We start from the raw sequence: 17,849 nt of genomic DNA, 5'->3' as shown, positions 1-17,849 counted from the left end.
ATACGATTATAGTAGCAGTAAACTGTTGAAAATAGAATGGATTGTGTTACATAAACTGACATGAAAAATCGTCAACCTGACATGGGGGGATCGGTATGGCTTACGATATGGTGATAAAAGGTGCGAAGGCAGTTACGCCAGATGGTGTGAAGGAAGTTGATATCGCAGTTCAAAACGGTATCATTGCCGAGGTGGGTTCTGTCATTGAAACAAGCGGGGCAGAAATCATCCAAGCAGACGGAAAGTACGTGTTTCCCGGTGCGATAGACTGCCATGTTCATTTCAATGAACCGGGCAGAGAGGACTGGGAGGGGATTGAAACAGGCTCTCAAATGATGGCGGCAGGCGGCTGCACCACCTATTTTGATATGCCGCTCAATTGCATCCCGTCAACCGTGACGGCAGAGCATCTACACGCAAAAGCTGAACTCGGCAGACAAAAATCAGCCGTGGATTTTGCGCTATGGGGCGGCCTGGTGCCAGGCCATATCGAGGACATCCGCCCGATGGCTGAAGCGGGAGCGATCGGATTTAAAGCATTTTTATCAAGATCAGGCACAGACGAGTTCCGATCTGTTGATGAACGGACATTGCTCAAAGGCATGACGGAAATCGCGGCAACAGGGAAAATCCTCGCTCTTCACGCGGAAAGCGACGCGATCACTAGTTATTTGCAGATGGTTTTGGCCAATGAAGGAAAGGTGGATGCGGATGCGTACGCCGCCTCCCGCCCGGACGAAGCTGAAGCTGAAGCGGTATATCGCACCATTCAGTATGCGAGGGTGACAGGGTGTCCGGTGCATTTTGTTCATATCAGCACGGCGAAAGCGGTTCGGCTGATCAGAGAGGCGAAACGGGAAGGGCTCGATGTTTCGGTCGAAACATGCCCGCATTATGTCTTGTTCAGCCATGACGATTTACGGGAAAAGGGCTCTGTCGCAAAATGCGCGCCTCCGCTCCGGCCGCGGGAGTCGCAGGAAGCGCTGATCGAGGCGCTCATTGCGGGGCACATTGACATGGTTTCCTCAGACCATTCTCCTTGCCGTCCATCCTTAAAGCGGGAGGATAATCTGTTTTTATCATGGGGCGGAATCAGCGGCGGGCAGTTTACTTTATTAGGGATGCTGGAACTCGCCCTTGAGCATCAGATTCCGTTTGAAACCATCGCTGAATGGACAGCAGCGGCACCTGCGCGGCGATTCGGCCTTCAGAAAAAAGGGCGGCTGGAAGCAGGGTGTGATGCGGATTTTGTGCTCGTCAGCATGGAGCCGTACACTGTCACAAGAGAATCGATGTTTGCAAAGCATAAGCTAAGCCTTTACGAAGGACATACATTTCCCTCCCGCATTTCGGCTACATACAGCAAAGGCCGGTGCGTGTACAGTGACGGGAAGAAAGCAGAAGAAGGCATTGACGGAGCGCTGGTCGTTCCTTCGTAAGCCCGGCGGATTTTACCGCCGGGTTTTTTTGATTTCCGCCCTGCTTGTTTTTAAAATTTCATCAACGTGGTATCTTTTTATAAAAAGGAGTAAAACACATTGTATGATCAAATCTTGAACATATTAACGGCATCCTGGTCGCGGCAGTCCAGTACAAAATGGACGGAAGAATGCCCGGCCAAAGGCCAGTGCGGCGTGACGGCTTTAGTCATCCAAGATGTTTACGGCGGTGACATTCTCAAAACAAAAACCGGCACAAGCTGGCATTTTTATAACCGAATAGAAGGGGAGATATATGATTTCACGAGGGGACAGTTTTCGGAGCCGGTCGTCTATCAGCATATCCCTTCTACCAGAAGTGAAGCATTTTCGGACACCAATGAACATCAATACCGGTATCTGAAAACTGCATTCAGACAAAACATGGAGACGGAAAGAGAAAAACACCTGTGATAAACTAGAGTGAGAGGTGAAGGAATGTGATTTATATCGGACTGACGGGTTGGGGGGATCATGAAAGCATCTATCCGCCTAAAACGGCGGGCCCGCAAAAACTGCAGGCGTATTCCTCTCATTTTCCCATCGTTGAGCTGGACGCGAGCTTTTACGCGATACAGCCCGCCCGTAATAACGAGAGGTGGGTCAAAGAGACGCCGGAAACTTTTCAATTTATCATCAAAGCATATCAAGGGATGACGGGCCATCAGCGCGGCGATATTCCTTTTGAAACGAAGGAAGAGATGTTTGAAGCGTTTAAGCTGTCATTGACGCCGTATATAGAGCATGGAAAGCTTGCCATGGTGCTGTTCCAATTCCCGCCGTGGTTTGACTGCAAGAAAGAAAACGTCGCATATTTAAGATGGTGCAGGCAGCAGATGGGTGATATCCCGTGTGCGCTTGAATTCCGCAACAGGTCATGGTTTTCCCCGCCATTTTACGAGCAGACGCTTTCCTTTATGAAGTCGGAAGGCTGGATTCACACCATATGTGACGAGCCGCAAATCGGCGAGGGCAGCATTCCGACCGTCCTGAAAACAACGGATAAAGAAAAAACGCTTGTCCGTTTTCACGGACGGAACAAGCAGGGCTGGGTCAAACCTGACGGCGGGCAAAACTGGCGTGAGGTCAGATATTTATACCGCTATAATAAACAGGAACTCAAAGATTGGAAAAACAATCTTCAGGAGCTGAAAAAGCAGTCGCGCAATCTGTACGTGCTCTTCAATAATAACTCAGGCGGAGACGCCGCCGACAACGGCCTTGAGATGCTTGAAATGCTAGATATACAATATACCGGGCTTGCTCCGAAGCAGCTTGACCTATTCAGCTAGAAAAGAGGTTTCAAGACACATGTCTTATCTTATTTTAATAATATTAGGATTTATCGCGGGAACGGTCGGCAGCCTGATCGGGCTTGGGGGAGGAATTATTATTGTGCCCGCAATGCTCTATTTAAGCACGATGACTCCGTTTTTCCATGACGTAACACCGCAGACTGCCATCGGCACGTCCCTTTTGGTGATTATATTTACGGGTCTGTCATCAACTCTGGCCTATATGAAATATAAAACCGTTGATTACAAAAGCGGGCTGCTCTTTTTTATCGGTTCCGGCCCGGGAAGTATCATCGGCGCGTATTTGTCTAAACTCTTTAATGCGCATACGTTTTCCGTCTGGTTCGGACTTTTTATGATCTTGATTTCCATTACATTAATGCTGAAGGCGAAAGCAAAACCGGTCAATAAAGCGCATAAAGGCATGATCCGGACATTTGAGGATGAATCGGGTGAGCTTTATACATATTCGTACCGTATGTTTACCGGTATCGCGATTGCCTTTTTCGTCGGCTTATTGGGCGGTCTTTTCGGCATTGGCGGCGGCTCTCTTATGGTTCCGGCCATGATGCTGTTATTTTTGTTCCCGCCGAAAGTGGCTGTGGCGACGTCAATGCTCATTATTTTCTTATCCTCCGTGACGGGTTCCGTGTCACATATCGCAGAAGGCCATGTCAATTGGCTGTATGCGCTGTGTCTTATTCCGGGCGCTTGGTTCGGCGGTAAAATGGGCGCGTGGGTCAACAAGCGGGTGCAGACGAAAACGATCGTGCTTTTCATGCGGATCGTCTTGATTTTGATCGGCTGTGAATTGATTTATCAAGGGATATTCAGCTAAAAGGTAGGAGAGATGGTATGTTAGAAAAGCTCCGTTTATATCATACGAATGATTTGCACAGCCATTTCGAAAATTGGCCGAAAATCGTACATTATATTGAGCAGAAGAAACATGAGCATGAAAAAGACGGGGAGGAAACACTCGTTTTCGACATCGGCGACCATATGGACCGATTTCAAATGATAACGGAAGCGACCTTCGGCAAAGCGAATGTCGACTTGTTAAACCGTCTTGAGATTGATGCGGCCGCCGTCGGGAATAATGAAGGAATTACGCTGCCTCATGATGAACTGGCGGATTTATATAATCATGCCGCGTTTCCCGTCATAGTGTCCAACCTGTTTGATGCGGACGGACAGCGGCCGGAATGGGCCGAGCCATACGTGATCAAAACGCTGAAAAACGGGATGACCGCAGGCATACTCGGCGTCACGGTGCCGTATTATCCCGTCTATCAAAAGCTTGGCTGGACGGTGACGGATGCGGAAAAAAGCATTCAAGAATCGCTTGACGATATCAAGGGCAAAGCGGATATCATCATTCTGCTTTCGCATTTAGGCTTGATCGATGACCGGGCCGCAGCGGAAAAATTCCCCGATATTGATGTCATTCTTGAATCGCATACGCACCACCTTCTTGAGGACGGCCAGGACATAAACGGCGTATTGCTTGCCTGTGCGGAGAAATACGGGAACTATGTCGGCTGTGTCGAGCTGACGATCGAAAGCGAATCAAGAACCATCGTCAGCAAACAGGCATCTGTGCAGAAAATGGCTGATTGGCACGGTGAATCTGAAGATACGGCGGCTTATCTGAAAGAGAAAGAACGGGAAGCGGAAAACCTGCTCTCCGTGCAAGTCGCCGATCTGAATGAAGAAGCCGGCGTGAAGTGGTTTGAAGAATCGCCCCTTCCGCTTCTTTTAGCCGAAGCGCTGAAAAGCTGGTGCGGCTGTGAAGTCAGCATGGTGAATTCAGGTGTCATTTTGGGGCCTTTAAGAAAGGGGCCTGTCACAAAGCTTGATCTGCACCGCATCTGCCCGCATCCGATCAATCCGGTCGCCGTGCGTCTTTCAGGCAGGGAACTTCAAGAAACAATCAGCCAGGCTGCCTCTGAAAAAATGGAGCAGTTGCGGATTAAAGGCCTCGGCTTCCGCGGAGAAGTCATGGGCAGGATGGTATATGCCGGAGCAGAGGTGGAGACTGACATCCTTGAAGACGGGGTGACGCACCTCATCAATGTGAAAGTGAACGGAGAAGAGCTTGATCCGGACCGGATATACTCGGTTGCCGTTCTCGACATGTTCACACTCGGCAAGCTGTTCCCTGAGATCCGTGATTCGAAAGAAAAACAATACTTTATGCCGGAGTTTTTAAGAGATCTGCTCGCCTGGAAGCTTGCGCAGCAGCCGTAATGTCAGGGTGTTCGTTCGTCGGCTCATTTCTGCCGCGGGCACTTGAATGAAGGAAAGCGTGACTTTTTAAGAGCAAAAATAAATTACTATGTCCCCTCTTACAAGCATACATTGTGATATGTAAGGGGGGATTTTTCTTGCCTAGATACCGGAGCACTCTTCGCAAGAGAGGGCCTTTGCCTTTTCGGTATGTGCTTCTTCTGTCGTTTGCTTTTTTTATCATATCGACGGTCATCAGCCTTTGGATGATCAACTCCTCAATTAAACCGGTGCTGATGAACATCGGAGAAATGGAAACAAAACGGGTGGCGACAGAGGTCATTACAGAATCCATTGAAGAATACATGTCTCACAGCGACAATGTGAAAGATATGGTCGATATGAAAACGGATGAAAACGGAAAAGTCACAACGATGGATTTTAATACACAAGTGGTCAACAGCATGAAGGCGAAAGTGACAAAGCAGCTTCAGGCTCATCTGAAGGAAGCGGAGTCGAACAATAAGCAGCATGAAACAGAAAAAGGCGCCAAAACGGCCGATGCAATTATGATTAACATCCCTTTAGGGCAGGTCACGGGAAACAGCATTCTTGGGAATCTCGGGCCGAAAATCCCCGTGCGCTTTAACTTGATCGGCGATGCGTTAACTGACGTGAAAACAAAAATAAAGCCGTACGGCATCAACAATGCCCTGATTGATATCAGTATTTTCGTGGAGATTAAAGTGAAGGTGATTATCCCGTTTGCCAGCAAAACATCAGTCGTGACAAATAATATTCCGGTCTCCATTAAAGCCATTCAAGGAGAAGTGCCGCAGTTTTATAACGGAAGCGGCGGATCAGGTGTGACGCCTTCCGTTCAGCTGCCGAATGAAAAAAAGGAGAAAGACAAATAAAGACACACAGCCGCATTCTCTTCTGGCGGCTGTGTGTTTACTTTTTCCTGCGGATTTCTTTCCGTTCCCATGCCCTTAAATGAGGATACGGGTCAAAAGACCATTCCGCTCTGCCGTTATCTTTATACATCCCGTAGTGAAGATGCGGCGGAAATTTTCCCGCGGTGCCGGGCGGGCCGTAGCCGGAGCTTCCGACAGAACCGATCACCTCACCGGGTTTGACGATCTGGCCTTTATGAATGCCTTTGGCAAAGCCGTTCAGGTGAGCGAAGTAGTGATACGTGTTATTGATATCCCTTATGCCGATTCTCCAGCCGCCGAAGCGGTTCCAGCCTTTCATTTCGACAATCCCGTAGCAGGTCGATCTGACTGGGAGCCCGTAACGAGCGAACAGATCCGTTCCTTCGTGAATCCGGCGCCCGCCGAACCCCCTCGCAGCTCCCCAAGTGCTGCGGTAGCTGTAATCCGTCTTTACGGGAAGCGGAAAGGCGTGCTCTCCGAGGTCAAGGCGGCCGAATGTCTTGAACAGTGTCATGAATTCGGTGATAATGCCGACCGTCTGATCACGGCGGTAATAATTCCAGAGGCCGATGCGGATATGGTCAAGATCCGTTCCGAATCCCGCTAAGTACTGTGCAAATGTATAAAGGATATCCTCATCATTGCTTACCTCGGCTTTTCCGTCACCGTCGCCGTCCAGGCCGATGCCGTCAAATACTTTAATACTGAGGGGCGCATCGTCCTTAGGATTTGGATTTTCAGGCCCGCTCCACAAATGATCCGGAATATAAATGCTGATGATTCCCGCTTTTTCAGGCAGATCCTTTCGGTTCGAGCGGACATTTTCTTCATATTGATCAACCGCTGCAAGCACATACCAAGGAATCTGTGTGACCGCCTCGGCTTTGCGGTACAATTGCATCCGTCCGTCGTAGACAGAAGCCGATCGTTCTTTTCCGCTTGCAGCCGGACAGAAAACGGATAAAAGGAGAAGAGCAGATAACAGAACTTTCACAACATGATCTCCTTTCAGGATTGAATACAAATAGTTTGCGGCAACAATCCGAGAAAATGTAAGTAATTCTCTTCCCTTGTCGAGAAATTTTTCCTATGTTAAAGTGACTTATGAATAGAAATCCGCGAGTTTTATATCCATCGTGAAAGAGAAATTTTTCGCACATAAACATGAATAAAGGGATAATGGAGATGATGGGGAAATGGCAAAGAAAGACGAGCATCTGAGAAAGCCGGAATGGCTCAAAATAAAGCTGAACACGAATGAAAACTATACGGGTCTCAAAAAATTAATGCGTGAAAATAATCTGCATACCGTATGTGAAGAAGCAAAATGCCCGAACATCCATGAATGCTGGGCTGTCAGACGTACGGCGACATTCATGATTCTCGGTTCCGTCTGTACGAGAGCATGCCGCTTCTGCGCTGTCAAAACGGGTCTGCCGACTGAGCTGGATCTGCAGGAGCCGGAACGCGTAGCTGATTCGGTTGCGCTGATGAACTTAAAGCACGCCGTCATCACCGCCGTGGCGCGTGATGATCAGAAAGACGGCGGAGCAGGCGTCTTTGCGGAAACGGTCCGGGCGATCCGCAGAAAAAGCCCGTTCACGACGATTGAAGTGCTGCCATCCGATATGGGCGGAAATTACGACAACCTGAAAACATTAATGGATACCCGTCCTGATATTCTGAACCACAACATTGAAACCGTGCGCCGCCTGACACCGAGAGTCCGCGCCCGTGCAACATATGACCGTTCTTTAGAATTCTTGCGCCGTGCGAAAGAAATGCAGCCTGACATTCCGACGAAATCAAGCATTATGATCGGTCTCGGCGAAACGAAGGAAGAAATTATTGAAGTGATGGACGACCTGCTTGCGAACAATGTCGACATCATGGCGATCGGCCAATACTTACAGCCATCCAAAAAACATTTAAAAGTTCAAAAATATTATCATCCGGACGAATTTGCCGAACTGAAAGAAATCGCGATGCAAAAAGGCTTCAGCCACTGTGAAGCAGGCCCGCTTGTCCGTTCTTCCTATCATGCGGATGAACAAGTAAACGAAGCATCTAAAAAGCGCCAGGCCCAAGCATAATATAAGCCGAAAAAACCCAAAACGCCGCAGGTTTTGGGTTTTTTGTGATGGAGCCGTTTCAGCCGAAAAAAAGTCATTCTTGAATAAGGACCGTCTGAACCGCTAAACTGGATATAAAAGGGAAAAATCTTCTCCGCAATCCGAAGCGTCTCATTTTGCAATTGATGCACAGAAGTCAATGAATTATGATAGTAAAGAGTGATAAAAGAGGTGAAGACATGATTCTTATTCAAAATGCCGAGTTTGAACTCGTACATGATTTTAAAAACGGCTTTAATGAAGAAGCGTTCAAAGCCCGCTATTCGGACATATTAAATAAATATGATTACATTGTGGGGGACTGGGGATACAGTCAGCTGCGGCTCAAAGGCTTCTTTGATGACCAGAATCAAAAAGCAACCTTTGAAACGAAAATCAGCACATTGGACGAATACATTTACGAATACTGCAATTTCGGCTGCGCGTATTTTGTTCTTAAACGAATCAGAAAATAATTGATGCAGAAGGGGATGCTGTCACGTGTATTTTGTTGACAGAAATAATATCGAACAAACACTCCGTTTTTTTGAGAATCAGCTGGCGCTGTTTGACAGCACGCCGGCTTGGCAGAGCGAGATCGAAAAAAGAGCGCTTGAGCGGATCAGCCATCTTATGATCGAATGCATTCTCGATGTCGGAAATGATATGATTGACGGCTTTATCATGCGCGATCCGGGAAGTTATGACGACATCATGGATATTCTGACGGACGAAAAGGTGGTAGCTGAGGAAGAAGGAAATAAGCTGAAGCAATTGATCTCTTCCAGAAAGCAGCTTGTTCAGGAATATCAGCACGCCGATCATCAGGAGCTGTTTACACTGATCTCGTCAAACAGAGACGTGCTGAAAGCCTTTCCGGCCCGCGTAAGAACCTACCTTGAAACAGAGTTAGGCCCTGTTTCCGCATTTAAATAACAACAAGTGAGAAAATCCACAGGAGTGTTGAGTATGAAGGATTATAAAGGATATTTGATTGATTTGGACGGCACAATGTACAACGGGACGGAAAAAATCGAAGAAGCGTGTGAATTCGTGAGAACGCTTAAAGCGCGCGGCATTCCGTATTTATTCGTGACGAACAATTCCTCCCGGACGCCGAAGCAGGTGGCGGACAAGCTGATGAGCTTTGACATTCCGGCCTCTGAAGAACAGGTTTTCACAACTAGCATGGCGACTGCGCAGCATATCGCCCAGCAGAAAAAAGATGCGTCGGTATATGTGATCGGCGAAGAAGGCATCCGCCAGGCTATCGAAGAAAACGGGCTGAGCTTCGGAGAAGAAAACGCGGACTTTGTCGTTGTGGGAATCGACCGCGGCATTACATATGAAAAATTGGCTACGGGATGTCTGGCGATCAGAAACGGCGCCCGGTTTATTTCAACAAACGGAGACGTCGCCATTCCGACTGAAAGAGGGCTTTTGCCGGGGAACGGCTCACTGACATCCGTTTTGACGGTGTCCACGGGCGCCGAGCCTGTCTTTATCGGCAAGCCGGAATCCATTATTATGGAACAGGCGATGCGTGTGCTCGGAACGGATATTTCCGAAACACTCATGGTCGGCGATAACTATGCAACGGATATTATGGCCGGCATCAATGCGGGCATGGATACGCTGCTCGTTCATACCGGAGTGACAAAGCGTGAGCATATGGCCGGTTACGATCAGAAGCCGACATATGCGATTGACTCTTTAACTGAATGGATTGAACATCTATAAAAAAGGGACGGCCATGACGGCCGTCCTTATTCTGTATTTCTGGCGCTGTGGGCAAGCCGGCTTGAAGCCGCTGCTGCGATTGCGCCGACGATATCATCAAGAAACGTATGGCATTCGCCCGTTGATTTATCATTTAACCGCCCGAGAATGCCGGGTTTTTCTTTGTCAATATAACCGTAATTCGTAAAGCCGATCGAGCCGTATATATTCACGATAGAGAAGGCGAGCACCTCGTCAACCCCATACAGGCTTTCATCAATCGCCAAAATGGTCTGAAGCGGTTCAGACAGCTTTTTTTGTTCGGCGAGCACATCTAATTCTATTCCCGTTAAAATCGCGTTTTGCACCTCGCGTTTCGCGATGACGCGGTCCACATTGAGCCTGCATACTTCTATCGTCAAATCAGGATGATATTTTTTCTGAAGGAAATACACAAGCTCGGCAATATCATCCGTCTCAACTCCCCGTTCTTGTAAACGCGCTCTGGCGACAGCTTCCACCTGATTCAGTTGTTCCTTTTCTGACATTTGCTTCACCCAATCTTTTTTTACTAGTTTATACAGCATCCTTCCGATGTGTACGATGTTTCTCCTCTTCATTCAAAGGAATACAATATGTATTCATAATTCCGCCGGCGTATGACTACGATGTGAATAGCTCTAATTTTTCAGGCAGGTGATTATGATGAAAAGCATCATTAAAGAAAAATACGGCATCCATGTCAGACAGCTTTCCGTTTATCAGAAATACCAATGCTTCCAGACGCCTAATTCCTTCTTTCTTATTATTCCCGTCTCCGGATTTTCGCAATCAGAGCTGACGGAGCTTTATTACATGAGTCAGTATTTACAAGAACAAAGTGACCCATACGTTTCAGTGTTTATCTTTACGAAGGAAGGAGAACTGACCTTTGAGGACGAAGGCAAAACATATGCGCTCTTAAAAGCGCCGATTCCCGTCTCAAACCGGTCATTTTCTGTCGGAGGGGAGCTTGCTGAATTCCACAGAAAAGGGCGGGGTTTTCCTTATGAAGTGAAAGAAGCGGGCAGAATCGGCCAATGGAAGGACTTATGGGGAAAACGGGTGGATCAGCTGGAATCATTTTGGATGCAGAAAATTCATATGTCTCCGCTTGAACCGTTCGAAAAGAAAATGATCGAAGCATTTCCTTATTATTCAGGCTTAGCGGAAAATGCCATTCAATATTTAGTGGATACGGAGCTGGATGACAATCCCGGCGCGGAAGACTCTGGGACGATCTGCCATCAGCGGATGGAGCGGGATACCTGGTCGGAGGAATCATTGATCCGCATTCCGGGCGATTGGGTATTCGACCATGCCGCCCGTGATATTGCGGAATATATGCGCAGCACATATTTGTATCATCGTGACGACTTGCTCAATGACGGGTTTTTGTTTTTACAGGAGTATGAGCAAGTTACGCCGTTATCCTCCTTTTCCAAACGCCTGTTTTACAGCCGCCTGCTGTTTCCGCTCCATTTTTTCGAGACGGTGGAGAGCTATTACATCTCTCATGAATCTGAAAAGCATTTTTACGAAGAGCAGCTGGACTACATTCTTGCCGACTGCACCCGTTATGAACAGTTTTTGCAGACATGTCACGACATGCTGAATGTCAGAGCGGCGCAGGTTTTTGTCCCGCCTGTCGCCTGGCTCGGAAAAGGAAGCATTTCGTAAGAAAATATAACGCAAAAATATTTAGAAAATAGGGAATCTTGTCATATCAGTGTGTTAAGCGTTTTCATGACCGCGAAATCAATATTCAGCCGCTTGTCAAAACAAAAGCGGGCTTATATAATATTTGTAACTTAAATGTCTGTGAAGGGTTAACAATTGTCCTTTTCAAGTGGACAAAAGGAAGAAAGGTGGAGTTTCTCTTTGGAAGCAATTCGTATTGGACTGTTAGGACTGGGAACCGTGGGAAGCGGTGTCGTCAAAATTATACAAGATCATCAGGATAAGCTTATGCACCAGGTCGGCTGTCCGGTGACGATCAAAAAAGTGCTAGTTAAAGATATTGATAAAAAACGAGACGCAGACCTGCCGAAAGAAGTGCTGACGACGGAAGTCTATGATGTGATCGATGACCCCGAGGTCGATGTGATTATTGAAGTCATCGGCGGTGTCGAACAGACGAAGCAATACCTGCTCGACGCCTTGAAAGCGAAAAAACATGTCGTGACAGCAAATAAAGATTTGATCGCTGTGTACGGCTCAGAGCTTTTAGCCGCCGCAAAGGAAAATGGCTGTGACTTGTATTATGAAGCGAGTGTCGCCGGAGGAATTCCGATTTTACGTACACTAGAAGACGGGCTTTCCTCTGACCGGATCACAAAAATGATGGGAATCGTCAACGGAACGACGAACTTCATCCTAACGAAAATGATTAAAGAAAAAAGCCCGTATGAAGAAGTGCTGAAGGAAGCGCAGGATCTCGGATTCGCGGAAGCGGACCCGACCGCCGATGTAGAAGGACTCGATGCCGCACGCAAGATGGCGATTTTAGCCCGTCTCGGTTTCTCTATGAATGTCGACTTGGACGATGTCAAAGTAAAAGGGATTTCCCGCATTACGGATGAAGACATCAGCTTCAGCAAACGGCTCGGCTACACAATGAAGCTGATCGGCATCGCCCAGCGTGATGACAATAAAATCGAGGTCAGCGTTCAGCCGACACTGCTCCCTGATCATCATCCGCTCGCTGCGGTGCATAACGAGTTTAATGCCGTTTACGTATACGGAGAAGCTGTCGGAGAAACGATGTTTTACGGCCCCGGCGCCGGAAGCATGCCGACTGCGACATCAGTAGTTTCCGATCTGGTCGCGGTTATGAAAAACATGCGTCTCGGCGTAAACGGAAACAGCTTTGTCGCCCCGCAGTATGAAAGAAATCTGAAGCAGCCGTCAGATATCTACGCCCAGCAGTTTTTAAGAATTCACGTCAAAGACCAGGTCGGCTCTTTTTCAATAATCACATCCGCTTTCTCAGAGCGCGGCGTAAGCTTTGAAAAAATTCTGCAGCTGCCGATCAAAGGCCGCGATGATCTTGCGGAAATCGTGATTGTCACGCATCATGCATCAGAAGAAGATTTCAGCGACATTCTGCAAAACTTAAATGATCTCGAAGTCGTACAGGAAGTAAAAAGCACATATCGCGTAGAAGGGAACGGTTGGAGCTAATGTGGAAAGGACTCATCCATCAATATAAAGAATTTCTGCCGGTGACGGAACAAACGCCGGCCCTGACATTGCATGAAGGAAATACGCCGCTGATTCATCTTCCGAAGCTTTCCGAAAAGCTCGGAATTGAGCTGCATGTGAAAACGGAGGGCATTAATCCGACGGGATCTTTTAAAGATCGCGGCATGGTCATGGCGGTCGCCAAAGCGAAAGAAGAAGGCAATGATACGATCATGTGCGCTTCAACAGGCAACACATCCGCGGCGGCTGCGGCATACGCGGCGAGAGCAGGCATGAAATGCATTGTCATCATTCCGGACGGAAAAATCGCCTTCGGAAAGCTTGCGCAGGCCGTCATGTACGGAGCGGAAATCATCGCGATTGACGGAAACTTTGACGACGCGCTGGCCATCGTCCGGTCGATTTGTGAAAAATCTCCGATTGCATTAGTGAATTCGGTAAACCCTTACCGGATTGAAGGGCAGAAAACAGCGGCCTTTGAAGTATGCGAACAGCTCGGCGGAGCGCCGGACATTCTGGCGATCCCGGTAGGAAACGCCGGGAATATTACGGCCTACTGGAAAGGGTTCAAAGAATACCATGAGAAAAACGGCACCGGCCTTCCGAAGATGCGCGGTTTTGAGGCGGAAGGTTCTGCGGCCATCGTTCGCGGCGAGGTCATTAAAAATCCCGAAACCGTTGCGACGGCAATCCGGATCGGGAACCCTGCCAGCTGGGACAAAGCCGTGCTTGCAGCGGAAGAGTCAGCCGGAAAAATTGATGAGGTCACAGATGGAGAAATCCTTCACGCTTATCAGCTGATTGCCCGTGAAGAAGGCGTATTTGCCGAGCCGGGCTCCTGTGCATCCATCGCCGGCGTTTTAAAACAGGTGAAATCCGGTGAAATTCCAAAAGGAAGCAAGGTTGTCGCAGTCTTGACCGGAAACGGCCTGAAAGATCCGAACACGGCTGTAGACGTATCTGAGATAAAACCGATCACGCTGCCGACAGATGAAGACAGTATTCTCGAATACTTAAATGGAGCGGCGCGTGTATGAATGAGGCGGAGATGCTGTTTTCCATTACGGTTCCGGGAAGCACCGCCAACTTAGGACCGGGCTTTGATTCCGTCGGGATGGCGCTCAGCAGATATTTGAAGCTTTCGGTTTTCCGAAATGATGAATGGACGTTTTCGGCGGAGACGGAAACTGTCGCGGGCATCCCTCAAGGAACGGACAACCTCATCTATCAAGTCGCCAAACGGACGGCTGACCGTTATCAGAAAGAGCTGCCGCCCGCGCATGTCAAGGTGTGGAGCGACATCCCTCTTGCGCGGGGTCTCGGCAGCAGCGCAGCCGCTATCGTCGCCGCCATTGAGCTTGCGGATGAGTTATGCGGCCTGCAGCTGCCGGAAAGCGACAAGCTGCACTTAGCCAGTCTTGAAGAGGGGCACCCTGATAATGCCGCCGCTTCTCTCGCAGGAGGGCTTGTGATCGGCCTTCATGAAGAAGATGAAACACATATCGTGCGTACAGCCGAAGCGGATATCGACGTTGTTGCGGTTATTCCGTTTTACGAAGTTCTGACCAGGGACGCAAGAGACGTCCTCCCGAAAGAACTGCCGTACCGCGGCGCCGTTAAAGCAAGCGCCGTCAGCAACCTTCTTGTTGCTGCGATCATGTCAAATGACTGGGCGCTCGCGGGGAAAATGATGAGAAAAGACATGCTGCATCAGCCGTACCGCGCCATGCTTGTTCCTGAGCTTTCGAAGGTGGAGCATGCGGCAGAAATGAAAGGCGCTTATGGGACGGCGCTGAGCGGAGCGGGCCCGACGATTCTTGTCCTCACTGCAAAAGGAAAAGGAGAAGAGATGAGAAGCCACCTTTCTCAGCATTTTCCGCACTGTGAGATTGCGTCACTTACCGTCCCGTCAGAAGGAAGCGTAATCGAACGGAACCCTTTAAAACAAATGAAAAGTGTATAATGGTAAAAAGCGTTCTTCCCATCAGAGAAGGACGCTTTCTTTTTCTGGAGAAGGATTTTTATTTAGGGAAGCGAAATAAAAGAGAAAAGGAGGAGAAACGATTGAAAAAACTTATAACCGAGGAGGACATTGCGTCTCTCGTATCCGTAACAGATCCCCAATACGCCCCTGACGGCAGACGGGCCGCATACGTCAGGACAACAGTTAATGATAAACGGGACTCTTATTCCTCAGCCATTATGGTGTACGACACAGAATCCGGCACCTCCAAACCGTGGACATTCGGAAGCGGTAAAAATACAAGCCCGCGGTGGTCGCCTGACGGACGGCGCCTTGCTTTTGTTTCTGACAGGGAGGATGGCGTCCCTCAGCTGTACATCATAGACACTGCCGGGGGAGAGGCGGAAAAGGCGTCTGATATCCCTTGGGGCGTGTCAGATCCGATATGGGCTCCCGACGGCAGATCCGTGCTTGTGTCCGTCAGTCTGACATCAGCGGAGCGCGCCGATGAGAAAGAAAAAAAGAAGTATGACGAATATGAGCCAATTGACATTCAGTCATTAACATATAAACGTGACGGAAAGGGCCTGCTCAACGGCAGCTGGACACAGCTTGTGCTGATTCATCTTGAAACGGGGGAGATTCAGCAGCTGACAGACCATGAAGCGGATCATGATGACGCGGCATTTTCACCGGATGGCAAGCAGATTGCGTTTACCGCCAATTTATGTGATCCCGGTGACGCCGGAAAGCCGAGCGATGTCTACCTGATGAATCTGGCAGACGGCGATCTCAAACAGATTACCCCGCACAGCGGTTCTTTCGGCTCCTGCGTGTTTTCACCGGATGGTTCTTATATCGCGATGCTGGGCCATGAGAATGAATTTCGCAACGCAACCTTAGAAAAAGCGTGGCTGTACGATGTGAAAAATGAGCGGCTGTCCTGCTTAACCGACATGCTGGATGTTCATTTGAGCGATGCGCTTATTGCCGATTCACTCATAGGAGGAGTGACGCCCCGGCCGGTCTGGACAAATGACGGGCAGGGATTTTACGTCCTCGGGAGCGAGCAGGGAAGCACCGGTATTTATTATATCTCGATTGACGGCCTCGTCTATCCGATCCGATTAGAAGAAGAGTATGTGAACGGTTTTGCTTTTCATCCCGATCAGAAAAGCTGTATCGCCGTAATTGCCAAACCCGCGCGGCCTTCTGAGCTTTACAGCATTTCATTTGAAAACGGTAAAGAGAAGCAATTGACAAACAACAATGATTGTTTTACAGAGGAACGCATCATATCCGTGCCGGAGAAGCTGCAATATGAAACGAAAGACGGACTGACGGTGCACGGCTGGTTTTTAAAGCCCGCGGCTTTTGAAGAAGATCAAACTTATCCCCTCATTCTATACATACACGGCGGGCCTCACATGATGTACGGGCATACGTATTTTCATGAATTCCAAGTGCTGGCCGCGCAAGGATATGCTGTCGTCTATGTCAATCCGAGGGGAAGCCACGGCTATGGACAGGATTTCGTCAATCGTGTCAGAGGCGATTACGGAGGCGGAGATTACCGTGATGTCATGCAGGCGGTGGATGAAGCCATTCAGGCGTATCCGTTTATTGACAGCAGCCGTCTCGGCGTGACGGGCGGAAGCTACGGAGGGTTTATGACAAATTGGATTGTCGGGCAGACCGGCCGTTTTAAAGCAGCCGTCACGCAGCGCTCCATTTCAAATTGGTTCAGTTTCCACGGTGTCAGCGATATCGGCTTCTTTTTTACCGACTGGCAGCTTGGCCATGATCTGTTTGAGGAAGCGGATAAGCTTTGGGACCGTTCACCTGTAAAATATGCGTCCCGCGTTTCAACGCCGCTTCTCATCCTGCACGGCGAGCGTGATGACCGCTGTCCGATAGAACAGGCTGAGCAGCTCTTTATCGCATTGAAGAAGCTGAACAAAGCGACGGCGTTCATCCGATTTCCGAAGGCCACACATGAGCTGTCGAGAAGCGGCCATCCGGAACAGCGGATCAAGCGCATCCGTTATATTTATTCATGGTTTAATGACTATCTCCAAAAATAAAATAAAAAACCAGGCTGTCATCAGCCTGGTTTTGTTATTAAAATACTTGTTCTACTTCAACGACACCCGGCACTTCTTCAAGAAGGGCGCGTTCGATTCCGGCTTTCAGCGTAATCGTTGAACTTGGGCAGCTGCCGCATGCGCCAAGGAGACGAAGCTTTACAATGCCTTCGTCAACGTCGACAAGCTCACAGTCACCGCCGTCACGAAGCAGAAACGGGCGTAATTTATCCAATACTTCCTGTACTTGCTCTTTCATTTCAACCTCAGTCATGAGATTCGCTCCTTTCATATGCATAAAACCATTATATTCACAGTAACGGTAAAAATCTAATGTTTGGTTTGCAATGTTGCTTTCTTCATTATAGCATATTTAAACTTGAACATAAAAACCGTTTTTTATACAAAAGCTGCCCCGTCCTTTGTATACTGGTGGAAAGGGGATGATAAACATGACAAAGCCGGTGACGCTCAGTGTTTACGGCGCTGAAACGCTCTGCGCAAGCTGCGTAAATATGCCGAGCGCCAAAGATACGTTTGAATGGCTGGAGGCGGCGCTGAAACGGAAATATCCGGAGCAGCCTTTTAACATGCAGTATATTGATATTGACACACCGCCTCAGCAAAAAGAGACAAAAGAGCTTGCGGAGCGAATCAGAAACGATGAATTTTTCTATCCGCTTGTGCTGGTGGAAGATGTCATTGTAGGAGAAGGGAATCCGCATTTAAAAGATATATATGAAGAAATGGAAAAGCGCGGCTATGTGGCGGGCTCATAAAAACGGCCGC

General features: G+C 48.6%; 19 protein-coding genes. 16 read left to right on the top strand and 3 right to left on the bottom strand.

What is annotated here, in order from left to right:
- Positions 1–95: 95 nt before the first annotated feature.
- The 6 genes from AD710_RS03725 (at position 96) to yunB (ending at position 5,919) form a co-directional block, all read left to right on the top strand.
- On the top strand, positions 96–1,439 hold the full coding sequence (locus tag AD710_RS03725; protein ID WP_049627300.1) for an allantoinase: 1,344 nt from the start codon (positions 96–98) through the stop codon (positions 1,437–1,439).
- A gap of 99 nt (positions 1,440–1,538) precedes the next feature.
- Complete coding sequence (locus AD710_RS03720) at positions 1,539–1,892, top strand: YunG family protein (RefSeq protein WP_049627299.1); 354 nt, start codon at positions 1,539–1,541, stop codon at positions 1,890–1,892.
- A 26-nt stretch (positions 1,893–1,918) separates the two neighbouring features.
- Positions 1,919–2,770, top strand: coding sequence for a DUF72 domain-containing protein (locus AD710_RS03715; RefSeq protein ID WP_049627298.1), 852 nt, complete (start codon positions 1,919–1,921; stop codon positions 2,768–2,770).
- A gap of 19 nt (positions 2,771–2,789) precedes the next feature.
- Entirely contained in the window at positions 2,790–3,611 is an 822-nt protein-coding gene (locus AD710_RS03710; RefSeq protein WP_049627297.1) for a sulfite exporter TauE/SafE family protein, read from the top strand.
- Positions 3,612–3,628: 17 nt separating this feature from the next.
- Positions 3,629–5,023 carry a bifunctional metallophosphatase/5'-nucleotidase gene (locus tag AD710_RS03705; protein WP_049627296.1) on the top strand — a complete coding sequence of 465 codons (1,395 nt, stop codon included), beginning with the start codon at positions 3,629–3,631 and terminating at the stop codon, positions 5,021–5,023.
- 137 nt (positions 5,024–5,160) lie between these two features.
- A complete protein-coding gene (gene yunB, locus AD710_RS03700; protein ID WP_076982791.1) occupies positions 5,161–5,919 on the top strand; it encodes a sporulation protein YunB in 759 nt (252 codons plus the stop codon).
- Between the two features lie 37 nt (positions 5,920–5,956).
- Here yunB and lytH read toward each other — a convergent pair whose 3' ends face one another.
- Complete coding sequence (gene lytH / locus AD710_RS03695; protein WP_049627294.1) at positions 5,957–6,934, bottom strand: L-Ala--D-Glu endopeptidase; 978 nt, start codon at positions 6,932–6,934, stop codon at positions 5,957–5,959.
- A gap of 202 nt (positions 6,935–7,136) precedes the next feature.
- On the opposite strand from lytH, the gene lipA reads away from it, so the two are divergent.
- From lipA to AD710_RS03675, 4 genes are all read left to right on the top strand, one after another.
- Positions 7,137–8,033, top strand: a complete 897-nt coding sequence (gene lipA / locus AD710_RS03690) for a lipoyl synthase (RefSeq protein ID WP_003151923.1) — start codon at positions 7,137–7,139, stop codon at positions 8,031–8,033.
- A 218-nt stretch (positions 8,034–8,251) separates the two neighbouring features.
- Positions 8,252–8,527 carry a YutD family protein gene (locus AD710_RS03685; RefSeq protein WP_003151928.1) on the top strand — a complete coding sequence of 92 codons (276 nt, stop codon included), beginning with the start codon at positions 8,252–8,254 and terminating at the stop codon, positions 8,525–8,527.
- 25 nt (positions 8,528–8,552) lie between these two features.
- Positions 8,553–8,987, top strand: a complete 435-nt coding sequence (locus tag AD710_RS03680) for a DUF86 domain-containing protein (protein ID WP_045926045.1) — start codon at positions 8,553–8,555, stop codon at positions 8,985–8,987.
- A 33-nt stretch (positions 8,988–9,020) separates the two neighbouring features.
- The gene (locus tag AD710_RS03675) at positions 9,021–9,791 is read left to right on the top strand and encodes a TIGR01457 family HAD-type hydrolase (RefSeq protein ID WP_049627293.1); all 771 of its coding nucleotides are present in this window, start codon (positions 9,021–9,023) and stop codon (positions 9,789–9,791) included.
- A gap of 26 nt (positions 9,792–9,817) precedes the next feature.
- Here AD710_RS03675 and AD710_RS03670 read toward each other — a convergent pair whose 3' ends face one another.
- Positions 9,818–10,318 (bottom strand): phosphatidylglycerophosphatase A family protein, encoded by a 501-nt coding sequence (locus tag AD710_RS03670; RefSeq protein WP_045926073.1) that lies wholly within the window; start codon positions 10,316–10,318, stop codon positions 9,818–9,820.
- A 154-nt stretch (positions 10,319–10,472) separates the two neighbouring features.
- On the opposite strand from AD710_RS03670, the gene yutH reads away from it, so the two are divergent.
- The 5 genes from yutH (at position 10,473) to AD710_RS03645 (ending at position 17,060) form a co-directional block, all read left to right on the top strand.
- On the top strand, positions 10,473–11,489 hold the full coding sequence (yutH, locus tag AD710_RS03665) for a spore coat-associated protein CotNH (protein WP_156187151.1): 1,017 nt from the start codon (positions 10,473–10,475) through the stop codon (positions 11,487–11,489).
- A 201-nt stretch (positions 11,490–11,690) separates the two neighbouring features.
- Positions 11,691–12,992 (top strand): homoserine dehydrogenase, encoded by a 1,302-nt coding sequence (locus tag AD710_RS03660; protein ID WP_049627291.1) that lies wholly within the window; start codon positions 11,691–11,693, stop codon positions 12,990–12,992.
- Positions 12,992–14,050, top strand: a complete 1,059-nt coding sequence (gene thrC, locus AD710_RS03655; protein ID WP_045926048.1) for a threonine synthase — start codon at positions 12,992–12,994, stop codon at positions 14,048–14,050. The genes AD710_RS03660 and thrC overlap by 1 nt, the downstream gene beginning before the upstream one ends.
- Complete coding sequence (thrB, locus tag AD710_RS03650; protein WP_016938067.1) at positions 14,047–14,976, top strand: homoserine kinase; 930 nt, start codon at positions 14,047–14,049, stop codon at positions 14,974–14,976. Before thrC ends, thrB begins: the two co-directional genes overlap by 4 nt.
- A 101-nt stretch (positions 14,977–15,077) precedes the next feature.
- A complete protein-coding gene (locus tag AD710_RS03645) occupies positions 15,078–17,060 on the top strand; it encodes a S9 family peptidase (RefSeq protein WP_049628759.1) in 1,983 nt (660 codons plus the stop codon).
- 37 nt (positions 17,061–17,097) lie between these two features.
- On the opposite strand, the gene AD710_RS03640 is transcribed toward AD710_RS03645, so the two are convergent.
- Entirely contained in the window at positions 17,098–17,433 is a 336-nt protein-coding gene (locus AD710_RS03640) for a NifU family protein (protein WP_197083942.1), read from the bottom strand.
- A 79-nt stretch (positions 17,434–17,512) separates the two neighbouring features.
- Here AD710_RS03640 and AD710_RS03635 point away from each other — a divergent pair, with 79 nt between their 5' ends.
- Entirely contained in the window at positions 17,513–17,839 is a 327-nt protein-coding gene (locus AD710_RS03635; protein ID WP_045926049.1) for a YuzD family protein, read from the top strand.
- The last annotated feature ends 10 nt before the right edge of the window (positions 17,840–17,849 follow it).

Source organism: Bacillus sp. JFL15 (assembly GCF_001184225.1).
Taxonomy (GTDB): Bacteria; Bacillota; Bacilli; order Bacillales; family Bacillaceae; genus Bacillus; species Bacillus siamensis.
Note: the sequence above shows the minus strand (reverse complement) of the source record. Positions and strands in the feature narration are given on the sequence as shown.

Excerpts from the sequence above, each read along its gene's own strand:
- AD710_RS03725 (WP_049627300.1), top strand. The coding sequence starts at position 96 with ATGGCTTACGATATGGTGATAAAAGGTGCGAAGGCAGTTACGCCAGAT.
- AD710_RS03710 (WP_049627297.1), top strand. The coding sequence starts at position 2,790 with ATGTCTTATCTTATTTTAATAATATTAGGATTTATCGCGGGAACGGTC.
- AD710_RS03705 (WP_049627296.1), top strand. The coding sequence starts at position 3,629 with ATGTTAGAAAAGCTCCGTTTATATCATACGAATGATTTGCACAGCCAT.
- lipA (WP_003151923.1), top strand. The coding sequence starts at position 7,137 with ATGGCAAAGAAAGACGAGCATCTGAGAAAGCCGGAATGGCTCAAAATA.
- AD710_RS03685 (WP_003151928.1), top strand. The coding sequence starts at position 8,252 with ATGATTCTTATTCAAAATGCCGAGTTTGAACTCGTACATGATTTTAAA.
- AD710_RS03675 (WP_049627293.1), top strand. The coding sequence starts at position 9,021 with ATGAAGGATTATAAAGGATATTTGATTGATTTGGACGGCACAATGTAC.
- AD710_RS03670 (WP_045926073.1), bottom strand. The coding sequence starts at position 10,318 with ATGTCAGAAAAGGAACAACTGAATCAGGTGGAAGCTGTCGCCAGAGCG.
- yutH (WP_156187151.1), top strand. The coding sequence starts at position 10,473 with ATGATGAAAAGCATCATTAAAGAAAAATACGGCATCCATGTCAGACAG.
- thrC (WP_045926048.1), top strand. The coding sequence starts at position 12,992 with ATGTGGAAAGGACTCATCCATCAATATAAAGAATTTCTGCCGGTGACG.
- thrB (WP_016938067.1), top strand. The coding sequence starts at position 14,047 with ATGAATGAGGCGGAGATGCTGTTTTCCATTACGGTTCCGGGAAGCACC.
- AD710_RS03635 (WP_045926049.1), top strand. The coding sequence starts at position 17,513 with ATGACAAAGCCGGTGACGCTCAGTGTTTACGGCGCTGAAACGCTCTGC.